At 66.0% G+C, this 12598-nt stretch carries 14 protein-coding genes and 1 pseudogene; all 15 read left to right on the top strand.

The features are described from left to right. Nucleotides 1-271 precede the first annotated feature (271 nt). Nucleotides 272-457: pseudogene (locus tag P7D22_RS23475) on the top strand (pilus assembly protein N-terminal domain-containing protein); the annotation flags it as partial. A 192-nt stretch (nucleotides 458-649) separates the two neighbouring features. After that, entirely contained in the window at nucleotides 650-1690 is a 1041-nt protein-coding gene (locus P7D22_RS11210) for a type II and III secretion system protein family protein (RefSeq protein ID WP_319934318.1), read from the top strand. Nucleotides 1691-1731: 41 nt separating this feature from the next. Beyond that, entirely contained in the window at nucleotides 1732-1989 is a 258-nt protein-coding gene (locus P7D22_RS11205; protein ID WP_319934317.1) for a hypothetical protein, read from the top strand. Between the two features lie 18 nt (nucleotides 1990-2007). Further along, complete coding sequence (locus P7D22_RS11200) at nucleotides 2008-2490, top strand: A24 family peptidase (RefSeq protein WP_319934316.1); 483 nt, start codon at nucleotides 2008-2010, stop codon at nucleotides 2488-2490. Nucleotides 2491-2569: 79 nt separating this feature from the next. Then, on the top strand, nucleotides 2570-2758 hold the full coding sequence (locus tag P7D22_RS11195) for a Flp family type IVb pilin (RefSeq protein ID WP_319934315.1): 189 nt from the start codon (nucleotides 2570-2572) through the stop codon (nucleotides 2756-2758). 23 nt (nucleotides 2759-2781) lie between these two features. Beyond that, nucleotides 2782-3744 (top strand): Flp pilus assembly protein CpaB, encoded by a 963-nt coding sequence (gene cpaB, locus P7D22_RS11190; RefSeq protein WP_319934314.1) that lies wholly within the window; start codon nucleotides 2782-2784, stop codon nucleotides 3742-3744. 65 nt (nucleotides 3745-3809) lie between these two features. Next, nucleotides 3810-5006: an AAA family ATPase gene (locus P7D22_RS11185; RefSeq protein WP_319934313.1), complete on the top strand. Its 1197-nt coding sequence runs from the start codon at nucleotides 3810-3812 to the stop codon at nucleotides 5004-5006. Then, nucleotides 5003-6412, top strand: coding sequence for a CpaF family protein (locus P7D22_RS11180; RefSeq protein WP_319934312.1), 1410 nt, complete (start codon nucleotides 5003-5005; stop codon nucleotides 6410-6412). Before P7D22_RS11185 ends, P7D22_RS11180 begins: the two co-directional genes overlap by 4 nt. 2 nt (nucleotides 6413-6414) lie before the next feature. Next, nucleotides 6415-7353 (top strand): type II secretion system F family protein, encoded by a 939-nt coding sequence (locus tag P7D22_RS11175; RefSeq protein WP_319934311.1) that lies wholly within the window; start codon nucleotides 6415-6417, stop codon nucleotides 7351-7353. Nucleotides 7354-7355: 2 nt separating this feature from the next. Further along, a complete protein-coding gene (locus tag P7D22_RS11170; RefSeq protein ID WP_319934310.1) occupies nucleotides 7356-8279 on the top strand; it encodes a type II secretion system F family protein in 924 nt (307 codons plus the stop codon). Then, nucleotides 8276-8737, top strand: coding sequence for a TadE/TadG family type IV pilus assembly protein (locus P7D22_RS11165; RefSeq protein ID WP_319934309.1), 462 nt, complete (start codon nucleotides 8276-8278; stop codon nucleotides 8735-8737). The genes P7D22_RS11170 and P7D22_RS11165 overlap by 4 nt, the downstream gene beginning before the upstream one ends. Further along, on the top strand, nucleotides 8727-9341 hold the full coding sequence (locus P7D22_RS11160) for a TadE/TadG family type IV pilus assembly protein (RefSeq protein ID WP_319934308.1): 615 nt from the start codon (nucleotides 8727-8729) through the stop codon (nucleotides 9339-9341). Before P7D22_RS11165 ends, P7D22_RS11160 begins: the two co-directional genes overlap by 11 nt. A gap of 20 nt (nucleotides 9342-9361) precedes the next feature. Continuing rightward, nucleotides 9362-10834 carry a pilus assembly protein TadG-related protein gene (locus P7D22_RS11155; RefSeq protein ID WP_319934307.1) on the top strand — a complete coding sequence of 491 codons (1473 nt, stop codon included), beginning with the start codon at nucleotides 9362-9364 and terminating at the stop codon, nucleotides 10832-10834. 268 nt (nucleotides 10835-11102) lie between these two features. Further along, nucleotides 11103-11678, top strand: coding sequence for a hypothetical protein (locus P7D22_RS11150; protein WP_319934306.1), 576 nt, complete (start codon nucleotides 11103-11105; stop codon nucleotides 11676-11678). Between the two features lie 124 nt (nucleotides 11679-11802). Beyond that, a complete protein-coding gene (locus P7D22_RS11145) occupies nucleotides 11803-12258 on the top strand; it encodes a tetratricopeptide repeat protein (protein ID WP_319934305.1) in 456 nt (151 codons plus the stop codon). Nucleotides 12259-12598 lie beyond the last annotated feature (340 nt).

Below are 12598 nucleotides of genomic sequence, written 5' to 3'. Positions count from 1 at the left end.
GCCACCGACTCCGGTCACCATGCTTTAGGGCAAGGCCGCCGCATTGTCCCCATGGCGTCTACGATGGCTTGGAAAAGCCGCTATCCCTCGCCCCCGGCCTGCATTAACCTCTCATTAACCCGCCGCCGCGGGCGGGAGCAGATGCTTGAGAATAAAACAACGCGGCCAGCTGACGAGGTGTTCGATCAAGCTGCCGACAAGCGTCATCCGTCGCTTCGGCCTCCTTGTCGCAGTTCTTGCGGTCGCGGCGGCTCAGCCGAGCCAGGCTCAGGTGCGGACACTTCCGCGCACCGGGGGCAATGCGGTCTTGAGCCGCGTCAAGCTGACCCTCAACAAGTCGCAAACGATCCGCCTTGCGGCACCCTTCGCAGATGTTCTGGTGGGATCGTCGGATATCGCCGATGTGGTTCCGCTCAGCGACAAGACGATCTACCTGCTGGGCAAGAAAATCGGCACAACCAATGTGTCGATCCTGGATGGCGATAAGCGGCTTGTCGGTCTTGTCGACGTCGAAGTGCGGCCCGACGTTCAGGCGATCGCCTCGCAGGTACGGCAAAGCACTGGCGAAGCCCATCTCACGGTCGACAGCCAGGGGGACCGGGTGCTGCTTGGTGGCCTTGCCGACGATGCGCCCGCTGTCGACCGCGCCATGCAGGTCGCGCCGCCCGGGACAGTGAACCTCACCCAGGTGCGGTCGCCCCAGCAAGTGATGCTGAAAGTCCGGTTCGTCGAGGTCAACCGCAACGCCGATCGTGAACTCGGCGTCCGGTTTCAGTCCGCCGGCCGCAATTCGATCATCTCGTCGGGCGTTTCCGGGAGTTCCACGAGCGTCAGCGGTTCCAGCACCACGACGGGGCTCCTGACCGGCACGCTCGGCACGGCCCTCAGCGCAGCGACCAGCGGCTCCGTGCCCTTCGGGACCATCGTTCAATCCTTCGGTGGCGGAGGCAGTCAGATCGATGTGTTCATCAGTGCTCTCGAGAGCCGCGGCCTCCTGCGCAGCCTGGCCGAGCCGAACTTGATCGCAAATTCGGGCGAGAAGGCTGAGTTCCTGGCCGGTGGCGAAATCCCGATCCCCATCGCCAACCAGACCACCAACGGGTCACCGCAGATCACCGTGTCCTACAAGGAATTCGGGGTGAAGCTCAGCTTCACGCCCACCGTCCTTAAAAACAGGCAGATCCACCTGGACCTCGAGCCCGAGGTGAGCAACATCGACCCGAGCCTGGCGGTCGCAGTCGGTGGAGGGATTTCGGTTCCGGGCTTGACGAAGCGCCGCGCTAAAACGAGCGTGGACCTGCACGATGGTCAGAGCTTTGCCATCGCGGGGCTGCTGCAAACGTCGTCCAACCGCACGATCGATCAGTTGCCTTGGCTCGGATCGGTTCCGGTGCTTGGCGCTCTCTTTCGCAGCACGCAATATCAGGCGAGCGAAACCGAGCTGGTGGTGATCGTCACGCCGGAACTGGTCAAGCCCGTGAAGCCCAACAACCCGCTGGCCTCGCCGCTCGACACCACAATCCCGGCGAATGACTACGACCTTTTCGTCGATGGCCGCACCGAGATCGCACGCAACCCACGCGCCGTCGTCACATCCAGGCATCAGATCATCGGGCCCTATGGGCACATTCTGCGGGCACCCCATGAAAGCGCGGCTTTGGCTGCCGATCCTGATACGGTTCTGAAGTGAAGCTGCCGCGACGACGCCTCGGCTCAACCCTCGGACTGCTGGTGCTCACGGCGCTGCCGGCCGCGTCGTGTTCGGAAACCTATCTGGCGCATCGCGACACCCTGTCGCCCGGATCGGGGGATGCCATCGCGGGTGACATCGCCAAGCAGGTCATCGATCCCTGGCCGGCAGCGGCCTTTCAGGACGGGCTGACCACCAGCGGCGAGCGTCTGCAGCATGCGATGGAGCGCTACAATAACCCGACAAGCGGCACCGCGGCGGCTGTGCCGAACGCATCGCCAGTTCCTGCGCTGAAATAACGCCGGGATCGCTTCGACGTGGTGTCGACGTTCATGGCCAGTGGTGTCGGTCTCCTCCTGATCTGGATCATGGTCGATGATCTCCGCCGCTATCGCATCCGCAATCGATGGGTGGGATGCCTGATCCTGGCCTTCGTGCTGGCCTGCGGGATGGCAGACCGCTTTGACCTGCTGGTTTCGCACGGCTTTTTCGCGACAGCGGGCTTTGCCGTTCTGGCCTGCTTGTTTTCCGTTGGGCTCATGGGGGGAGGCGATGCCAAGCTTCTCGCGGCTGCGCTGCTGTGGACGGGTCCCGAGGGATGTCTGCTTTATTCGATCCTGCTCCTGCCTTGCGCGATCGTCTATGTGCTGGGGGCGCGCTTTGCGGGGTGGCCGGCCCGGCGCAAGGCGCAAGGTTTGGAGATCCCGTTCGGCCCCAGCATCGCGGTCGCCTGGTTGGCCTTCATGGTGCTCGCGGTTTGGCTCGACGGGCCAGTGCCCCTTCCGCGGCCCAACGGTTGACACGTTGGAGCGTTAAGGAAATCCTCACCTTTCGAGTGGGGGCGCTCGTCGGCATCGTCGCGTACCAGGGCATCCAACAATGAAACAATTCCTTACACGGCTCCTGCGCGATGAGTTGGGAGCCGCCATGGTGGAATATGCGTTGCTGGTGGCGCTGATCGCCCTTGTGGCCATTGTCGGCGTTTCGTCGGTCGGCACCAACATCAACGCGCAGTTCAACCGCATCAGCTGCAAGATCGCGACCCCGTCGGCTGCCTGCGATCAGTGACGTCCGCGACGCGCGTCTCTCTCTTGGTCGCGCTGGTCATGGGCGCGATCGCGGCCTTTCTGGTGCGAGCGGTCTTGATCAACATGGCGGCCGGATCCGAGCGGGCCGGCCTGACCACCACCATCGTGGTGGCCAAGAAGCCGATCGCGTTCGGGGCGGCGCTGACGCTGGATAACCTGCAAGAGGTGCCATGGAAATCGGCGGATCCGCTGTCCGGATCCTTCGCCAAAGCCGGCGACCTGATCAAGGATGGACGTCGCCTGGCATTAGTGTCGATGCAGCGCGACGAACCGATCCTCGAGCAACGCGTCACCGGCCCCAACCAGCGCGCGACCTTGTCGACTCAGCTTGATGAAGGCATGCGCGCCGTGACGGTGCGGGTGGATGAGGTTCGCGGTGTCGCCGGCTTCATCCTGCCGGGCGACCGTGTCGACGTGATCACCACCCGGGGAGCCGGTGGCGGGCAAGACGCTGCGGCCTTCGCCGACATGCTGCTGCAGAACGTCAAGGTCTTAGCGATCGACCAACTGGCCGATGAGCGCCAGGACAAGCCCACGGTCGCCAGGGCCGTGACGCTGGAGCTTACCGTCAATCAGGCTCAGAAGGTCGTGCTGGCCGAAGAGATTGGCCGCTTGTCGTTAGTGCTGCGCCAGCCCAACACCGCCGACGAGAACAAGACCGCCAGGGTCACGGTCAATGATCTCGGTGGCGACGGCCAGGCGGCCCGGGACAAGCTTGCCGAAATGGAGAAGCGCCTTGCCGACATAAAGGCCGCCGATGACGCCGCACGCGCTCAGGCTGAGCGCGCAGCCGCACAGAAGATGGCCGATATGGACGCCCGGCTCCGATCGCTCGCCGCGCCGCAGTCAAGCATGGGGTTTGGCAAACCGCCGACGCCCCCTGCCACCAAGCCGGGCAGCTCTGTCGTGAACGTGATCCGCAACGGGTCGAAGACCGAAAGCTACACGGTATCAGCTGAGCGTTGATCCGCGCTATGCTCAATGGGGTCAGGCCGAGCGATCGTTTACATTCGTGCCGCTAGGGCTATTCAGTGCAGTGCTTCATCTTAGGTCCAGGACGCGACAGCGAATATTATGAGGCGCTGATTGCGACCACGCGTGAACTCGATCTTCCTTGCATCGATGTTCGCGACTTCGCGGATCTTGTGGCCGACAAGCGGTTCGGCGAAGCCGCCCATCCGCTCGTGCTGGTGCCTGACACTCCTGGGCACCGGCAGGCTATCGATCCTGTGATCGCTTTCGCGCGCGAACAGAATGGGCATGCCTTCGTGGCCTATCTGTCCGACGAGGTTGCGTCGGGCGACTACAAGCGCCTCGTCCGGACCAGTTTCGCGGAATGGATCACCTGGCGGGACTGCCGGGACGAAATGCGCGAGCTTGTGGCGCGGTTGACGAGCGCCACCGTGGCGGGGCGAACCGCCAAGGTGGTCAGCTTTCTGCCCGTCAAGGGAGGGGTCGGAAACACGACGCTGCTCATCGAGGTGGGGGCCTACCTGTCGTCGCGCCGCAAGCGGGGCGGCATGCGGGTTGCCATTCTGGACCTCAACCTGCAGGGCGGCTCGGTGGCGGACGCGCTTGATGTCGAGCCACGCTTCGATGTGGCGGAAATCGTCGGCCGACCCGAGCGGCTCGACGAGCAGCTGATCGACATCTTCACCAGCCGCCGGGGTGCGACGCTCGACATCTTCGCAAGCCCGCCCAATCGCATTGGACTCGACGCGGTCAGCCCGGAGATCGTTTTCACGTTCCTCGATGCCGTCTCCGATCGCTACGACGTCATCCTGCTTGATCTGCCGAGCCAGTCGATGAGTTGGAGCGACACCCTGCTTCAAGGGTCGGACGCTATCGTCTTGAGCACGGGCGAGAGCGTTCCCGCCCTACGCAAAATCGCCGCCTTCCTACTCCACCTCGACGGGCTGGCTGTCCCCGACAAGAAGCTCGCTGTTGCCGTGAATGCCGTCGAGGCCGATCTTCTGGGACGCGTCGCGCGCCGCGACGTCATCGAGCGTCCGCTCGCCAAGCGGACCACCTTTACAGTGCGTCGCGACGACAAGGCGACCATGAGCGCCCTCGACCTCGGCCGCCCCTTGTTCGAGATGGCCGCCGGCAGCAAGGCCGCCAAGGACATGAAGCGGATCGCCGAATGGGTCGAAGCCGTGACCGACCTCGCCCAGGTGGCGGCACGGAGCGGTCCGCCAGCCTCGACGAAACGCAAGGCCGTGGCATGAAGGCCGGCTTCTCCGATCGCTGGCGGGGGCCGGTTACCGCCCCCGCGGTGTCCTTGGCCGAGCCTGAGCCCGCACCGCCGCGGGCATCTCCGTCACCTGCGCCGAGCCTCCCCAAGGAGGTCAGCAAGTCCGCCGGCGACGCCCTCATCGACGCTAAGGTGGAACTGCACGGCCGCATCATTGATGAATTCAACCTCTCCCTGATCGATCGCGTGTCGAGCGACGACCTCGCCCGGCAGGTCACGCGTTTCGTGGCGGACCATGTGCTGCGGGAGCGGCTCGCCCTCAACCAGCGCGAGCTCGAGGCCTTCGCGGCGGAGGTGCTGGATGAGATGGTTGGCCTCGGGCCGATCGAGCCGCTGCTCAAGGACCCGACCGTCACCGACATCCTGATCAATGCCCACATGTCGGTCTATGTCGAGCGCAACGGGCAGCTCGAATTGAGCCGCGTGCGGTTCAAGGACGAAAGCCACCTGCTGCGCATCGTCAATAAGATGGTGTCGGCAGTCGGCCGCCGCGTGGATGAATCATCGCCCATGGTGGATGCGCGTCTGCCCGACGGCTCACGCGTCAACGTCGCGATCCGGCCGGTCGCGGTTGACGGTCCCTTGGTGTCCATCCGCAAATTCGCCAAGCGGCCGATCTCCATGGATCGGCTCGTCGAACTCGGGGCGTTGCGGCCCGCGATGGCGGACCTGCTGAAGGCGGCGGTGCGGGGGCGCATTTCGGTAATCGTCTCCGGCGGCACGGGCTCGGGCAAGACCACCATGCTGAACGCGCTGTCGTCCTACATCTCGCCGGGCGAGCGCCTCATCACCATCGAGGATGCGGCCGAGCTGCAGCTGCAGCAGCCTCACGTGGCGCGCCTCGAAACCCGCCCACCGAGCGTTGAGGGACGCGGCGAGATCCGGCAGCGGGAGCTTCTGAAGAACGCCCTCCGGATGCGGCCCGACCGCATCATCCTCGGCGAGTGCCGCGGCGAGGAGGCTTTCGACATGCTGCAGGCCATGAATACGGGTCACGAAGGGTCGATGACCACCATCCATGCCAACACGCCGCGCGACGCCCTCGGACGCATCGAGCAGATGATCGGCATGGCGGCTGCAAACATGTCGGCCGCCTCCATCCGCGGCCAGATCGCCGCCGGTATCCAGCTGATCCTGCAACTGCAGCGCATGCCGGACGGTAGGCGCCGCGTGACCAGCATCGCCGAGGTGACCGGCATGGAAGGCGAGGTGATCCAGATGCAGGAGATCTTCAGCTTCACGCGCGAGGGCGTCGATGCGGCCAACAACGTGGTCGGCCATTTCCGGGCCGCCGGCGTGCGCCCCCATTTCCTTGCGGAGTTGAAGGCCCAGGGCATCGAGGTGCCGTCCCTGGCTTTCGATCCGCGCGCGAACCTGTAGCGATGAACGGCTTCTGGCTCATCACGGTCCTGGTCTTCGCGCTGGTCGCGGTCGCGACCCAGCAGCTGCAGCACGGTCTTGGGGGGTGGAAGCGCACGCGCCGGGATCGTCAAAGGCGGTTCGCTTCGCTGGATCCGACGTTGCCCGCAGAAGGGGCCGCCGATCTGCAACGCCGCGTGTCGCGCTGGGAGCGCATCGGCCTCTTCCGCGCGGTCGCCCGCCTGGTGGTGCAATCGGGCACGGCTTTGTCGCCCCTTATGTTGACGCTGATCGTTGCCGGCCTGACGCTCGCCGGTTTCGTGATGTTGCCCGTGCCGGGGTCAGCCCTGCGAGGCCTTGCCGCCCTCCTGACGGCGATGCTGCTTCTTGGCGGCTGGTTGCGCCTACGGCGGGCCCGACGCCTGGCGCGGTTTGGCGAGCAATTGCCTGATGTCATCGACGTGATCGTGCGCAGCCTGCGGGCCGGCCACCCCTTGTCGGTGTCGTTGAACCTCGTGGCCCGCGAGATGCCGGCTCCGGCCGGCCCCGAATTCGCGCTAGTGGTCGACGAGGTGAACTACGGCCGTAGCCTCAGCGAGGCACTCGACAACCTGTCGGAGCGGGTCGGCTATCCCGAACTGCGCTTCTTCGTGGCCGCCACCGCCATCGCGCACCAGACCGGCGGCAACCTCGGCGAGATCCTGTCGCGCTTGTCGCGCCTGTTGCGCGAGCGCTTCCGCTTGTCGCGTCGCGTGCGGGCCTTATCGGCGGAAGGCCGCTTCAGCGGTTATGCCTTGAGCGTGCTGCCTGTGGCGCTGTTCGGCCTCATCAACCTGGTCAGCGCATCCTATTACGCCGAGTTCTGGAAGAGCGCGGCCGCTACGCCAATTCTGGCGGCCAGCCTCGGCCTCCTGCTCGCCGGCAATCTGGTGATCTACCGCCTCGTGAACTTCAAGGTGTGAGGATGGCGGAGCTTCCGGTTGTGTTGCCCCTTGTGACGCTGCTGGTCTTCGCCGGCGTCGGCCTGTTGGTGTTTGCCGGCTTGCAGGCGCTCGGCGAGCGGGAGCGCGTTGGTCGCCGTGTCAAGGCTCTGTCAAGCGTGGGCCGGGCCGGGCCGCTCGATGTCGCCGGCCCGCAAGAGCCCTGGTTCGCCATCGATCCGGCGCGTCTTGGGCTCGACACCCGAGCCCAGCGCACGTTGCGCGCCGCCCTCATCCGGGCTGGCTTCTTCGGTCCTGCGAGCGTGTCGGCCTACGCGGTCATCCGGGTGGCGCTGCTGGCCGGTTTTCCCCTCATAGGCTTCCTGATGGCGCCGCTGGCCTTTGGGTCCGGGGCGCTACCGGGTCGGGTCGTGTTGGCGCTGCTGCTCTTCGCCGTCGGCTATTACCTGCCGAAGGCAGCCATCAGCCGTCTGCAGCAGCGCCTCGAAGGCGAGTACCGCCTGATCTTCCCCGATTTCCTGGACATGCTGGTCGTCTGCGTCAATGCCGGCCTAAGCCTAGAGGCCGCGCTCGACCGGACGGCGCGTGAGCTTGGAGAAGGTGCGGTGGCGTTCCGGGCCAACCTCGACCTGATGGCGGGCGAGATGCGGGCTGGCAAAAGCACGAGCGATGCCCTCAAATCCTTGTCGGAACGGCTTGGGCTGCCGGAAGCCCGCGCCTTTGTGGCGCTGTTGCAGCAGACGATCGAACTCGGCACCGATGTGGCGCAGGCGCTGACCACCTTCTCGGACGAGATGCGCGACAAGCGCATGTCGAGCGCAGAAGAAAAGGCCGCCGCCTTGCCGCCCAAGCTGACGATCCCGCTCGGGTTGTTCATCTTCCCCGTGGTGCTGATCGCCGTGCTGGCTCCGGCCGTGCTGAAGGTGATGGGCGCGTTCGGCCGGTGAGGCGGGGTGCCGACCCTGCGCCGTCCAACACGGGCCCCGACCCCGCCGGGCCTGAGGCGGGCGCCGCGATCCTGGAATTTGCCCTGGTGCTGCCCATCCTGCTGGCCCTGTTAGGGGGCGCCTTCGAGTTCGGACGCGTTCTCCTCGTGCGTCACGCGATGATTGAGGGTGTGCGCGGCGGGGCCCGCTACCTGGCACGCCTGCCGGATCCGCGCTGCGAAGCCGGCATCTGCGCCCCCGGGGTCGCGCGCGCCGTGGCGATCGCGCGGGACACCATCGTGGGCCTGACCGGCATTGCGCCGACCGCGCTGGCGATCTTGCCCGAGGCACGTCCCGACGCCGCCACGGTCACCATGCGGGCCAATCTCAGCCTCGATGTCGATCTGCTGCGCTTCACCGGCCTCGGGCCCCGGATCTCCGTGACCGCGGTCGACGAGGAGGCCCGCATTGGCGAATGACCTCGCAACGGACGAGGACGGCGCCGCCCTCGTCGAAGCGGCCTTGGTTCTCCCCATCGTCCTGTTGCTGGTCTTCGGCCTGACCGAGGTGAGCTTCTACGTCTGGACCCGCAGCCTCGCCGTGAAGGCGGTGCAACTGGGGGCCCGCCAGGCCGTGGTGTCGAGCCCTGTCGCGATCGGACCGGGATTGGACCCCGTCGACAGCATGGGGTTCTGGAACGGGCTGACGCCGGGGCTGCGCTGTTTTCCCGCCGCCGATGGCGGAGGTAGTCCTTGTCCCGGGTTCCAGGTTCGGTGCGGGATGAGCGCCGGCTGCGCGTGCAAGGGTGAGGCCTGCGGCTTCACCTTCTCGGCCGCACGCCTCCAGCCGATTCTGCGCGCCGTGAAAGCCGTTCTGCCGGACGCCACCGCGGAGAACATCGAAGTGTCCTATGCCACCAACGGCCTCGGCTATGCGGCCCGGCCTGGCCCCGTGCCGGTCGATGTCGAGGTCCGCTTGGTCGGCTTTTCCTACCATCCGCTCTTCCTGGGCGACATCTTCGGGCAGGCCTTGCCGATCACAGCCTCGGCAATCCTGCCCGGCGAAAGCCTGAGCACCCGGTGATGCGGCCGATGCGCCCGCGCTTGTCTCTTCGATGTGTGTTCGGCCGCCAGGATGGTTTCATCCTCGTCTTCATGGCGGTCGCCGTGCCGGCCCTGCTGGCTCTGGTCGGCTTGGCGCTCGATGGCCTCAGCCTCGTGTCGCTCGATACGCGGACCGCCAACCTCGCCGATGCGGCGGCCCTGGCGGCGGCGAACCGGCTCGACCGTTCAGCGGCCGCGATCCCGGCCGCACGGGCGGCGGCCCTGGCGCTGGTCAACGAGGCGGCGCCATCCTGGCGAGGCGAAGCCAAGCCGCGATTGAGGTTCCGCTTCGCCCGCACGCTCGCTGACCTCCGCCAGCGCGGCGGCCCGACCTTGCTCGACTCGGGTGGTCCGGACGCCGAATACGTGGAGGTGCAGGCTATTGCCCCGACGCTCACGACGAGCTTCCTCCAGCTCGTGGGCGCAGGGGCGAAGCCGATCCTGCGCCGGGCGGTGGCCGAGTCGCATTATTTCGCTTGCGACGTCACGCCCGCGCTCTTGTGCAGCCCCGATCCTGCCGCCTTCGCGGCAAAGGCTCGGCCTGGACAGCAATACCTGCTGCGCATGGATGGCAATACGGTGGCGGGCTCCGTCGGCTTGCTGGACCGCCCGGACAGATCGGATGCGCGGCAAGTCTTGCGAACCCTCGCCGACGACGCGCCGGGGTTCTGCTACGCCGACGGAGTGGCGCTGCGACGCAACATCGCCCCCGCGGATTATGACGAGGCGATCAACGTGCGCTTCGATCATTACGCCGGCCGCACGGGCCCCATCGCCCCCGATCTGGTTGTCTTCCCGCCGGCGCCGGACATCATTCAGGGGCGCCATCCCGCCAGCTGCGTGTCGCCCCCTCAAGGGGCCGACATCAACCCGCCCTACCATCTTCCGAGGGACTCGGCCTACGGCGGCATCCGCCTGACGGGATTATGGGACCAGGGCACGGGGGACTGGAAGATCGCCCCGCCGGTCGGCGGCACCGGTCTCGATCCGCGCAGCGCACTCGAGGAATATCTGGCCTGGAATCACGCCAACAAGGGGGTGGAGCTGCTCGACCGCTTCCGCAACGCCCCGACCCGCTACGACCTGTATCTGGCGGAGCTCGGCCTCACGCGGGATGCCGAAACCACACCGGTCGACACCCGCTCGCTCGGTGCGGTCGCGACCACGCTGCCGACCGGCGGACCGACCACCGGCCCCTTGAGCCTCGCACGCGAACATCCGGCGCCGTTCTGCTACGCGGGTGCCCGCCCTGCCACCGCGGCACGGCGGCGTATCCTCTACTTTTCGCTAGCGAATTGCGCGGCTTTCCCGGAAGGGGCCACGGCCGGCAGTCTGTCCCGCCACGTGGCCAAGTTCTTTCTCACCGAGCCGACCGAGCTCGGGGCGACGCTGGTCGAATTCGTCGCCATGCTCACCCCGGGCCAGGATGACGGCAAGTTCCGTCACGTTGTCCAGCTCGTGTCAGCCGATTGAAGTCCGGCAGCAACGAGGCTTATGGGCCGCCTCACAAAGTGCTGAATGGTCCGGCACATCCGATGAGCCGTTTCGACCGGCACTTGTTTAGCCATGGGGCCGAGACTTGCTTCACCACCCTCGTGTCCACGCCTCCGTGGGGTCGATCTCGATGCGATTGACAAACTGATGGGATGTCGCAGGGCTGGCGTACTCGTCGGCAATTGCCGCGGCGCCCCGTGCGGCGCAGGTGGCTTCTGACATGTCGGTGGCTTGCGTCAGACTCTTAATGTTCGGGATCGCCGGGCTGCTGCTGGGCATCGGCCCGGGGTTCGCGGCCGCCTGGGACGTTCAGGTCGCGCCAGGTGCCTGGTCTTTGGAGGCGTTCGGAACCGATGTCGTAGTGCTGCGGAGCGCGCCCATGCGGCCGCGATCGGGCGACGTCTCGTTTCTGCTCGCCTGCTCGGCTGCTGACCGCCGCATGCGGGTTTCGCTCCCCCCCGACCGCATGGCCAAGGCGGCGGGGAGCGGTGCCGGTGGCTCGATCTTGATCACGGCCGTGAGCCACGGCCGGACGCAAGGCGGCGCCGTCATGCGCTTCAAGCTGGCCGCTCCAAGCACGTTGGTGGGGGATGGATCGGGGACGCGTCTCGATGATCCCGTCATGCACCTGGCCTCGACGCTTGCCGCCGGCGCCCAAGACCTCGATCTGTTGCTATCCTGGGGGCCGTCGCCCCCATTGTTGACAAAGCTCGATGTTTATCGCCTGTCGATGCGTGGTGCAGCGCCTCAAGAGGACGATGTCGCGCATTTTATCGCCGCCTGCCGGCGAACGACCTCCTCAGCGGGACCGTTAACGAAATGAGGAGTGTTCCGGTGCAAGGTCGACCACGCGGAACCATGCCGACGGCCGTCAATCGCGCCCAAGCGTTCGGATCTGCCGGAGCGAGATGATGCCGCGCTGGGGCTTGATTTTGATATGCTGCGGCATGGCTCTGCTCGGCGGATGCGAGACGGCGCCAGTTGTGGATGCCCCGGCGCCGCCACTACCCGACGTGGCGCCCCTCGCCTCGAATGAATTGAGCCGCCTCGGACGGCTCGATCTTGCGGCCGGCAACAGCGGCCTCGCCGAGCAACATTTCCGCGGCGCGGTGGAGAAGAACGGCAACGATGCCGACGCGTGGCTCGGCCTCGCGGCGGCTTACGACAACCTCAAGCGCTTCGACCTCGCAGACCGCGCCTACGATCACGCCATCAAGCTTCAGGGCACGACGTTCGAGATCATCAACAACCTCGGATATTCCTACCTTCTGCGCGGGGATCGGACACGCGCCCTCGCCGAGTTGCAGAAAGCTGCCGCAATGCAGCCGAACAACGACGTCGTCCGCAACAATATCCTCCTGCTGCGCTCAGGCGACCTCCCCAATCGATCCGCGAACCCATGACGTCTACATTATTGATGTAACCGATGGCGAAGGAGCCGGAGGAACAGTATTTGGTCTTCCCAATCACGATCGCGATACCGGGTCTCCTATTCCAGGCCGGTGCGCTTGCGAATGCTGCCTACGCGGCAATGTCATGCGTATAGCGTGCGATAGGCAGCGCTTAGGTATAGCTGCTTTCCGGAGCGAGCTCCTGATCGCTGAATGGCGTAGATGGGCGCGATCCGGTCCAGCTACTCTACAGCGCGTTCGGGCCGAGAGCGGTCCGAAGACTTCGGAACGGCTAGGGCATCGGATACTCAATCGCACGCGTAGCCTGCGTGCTTGAGGTAGTTCCAGCATT

This window comes from Lichenihabitans sp. Uapishka_5, assembly GCF_033947565.1.
In the GTDB taxonomy this organism is placed as follows: domain Bacteria; phylum Pseudomonadota; class Alphaproteobacteria; order Rhizobiales; family Beijerinckiaceae; genus Lichenihabitans.
The sequence above is the reverse complement of the archived record's forward strand: the minus strand, read 5'-3'. Positions and strand labels throughout refer to the sequence as shown.

Bases quoted from the DNA above. Each gene is read 5' to 3' on its own strand.
- P7D22_RS11210 (WP_319934318.1), top strand. From the start codon at position 650: ATGCAGGTCGCGCCGCCCGGGACAGTGAACCTCACCCAGGTGCGGTCG.
- P7D22_RS11195 (WP_319934315.1), top strand. From the start codon at position 2,570: ATGAAACAATTCCTTACACGGCTCCTGCGCGATGAGTTGGGAGCCGCC.
- P7D22_RS11180 (WP_319934312.1), top strand. From the start codon at position 5,003: ATGAAGGCCGGCTTCTCCGATCGCTGGCGGGGGCCGGTTACCGCCCCC.
- P7D22_RS11175 (WP_319934311.1), top strand. From the start codon at position 6,415: ATGAACGGCTTCTGGCTCATCACGGTCCTGGTCTTCGCGCTGGTCGCG.
- P7D22_RS11170 (WP_319934310.1), top strand. From the start codon at position 7,356: ATGGCGGAGCTTCCGGTTGTGTTGCCCCTTGTGACGCTGCTGGTCTTC.
- P7D22_RS11150 (WP_319934306.1), top strand. From the start codon at position 11,103: ATGTTCGGGATCGCCGGGCTGCTGCTGGGCATCGGCCCGGGGTTCGCG.
- P7D22_RS11145 (WP_319934305.1), top strand. From the start codon at position 11,803: ATGGCTCTGCTCGGCGGATGCGAGACGGCGCCAGTTGTGGATGCCCCG.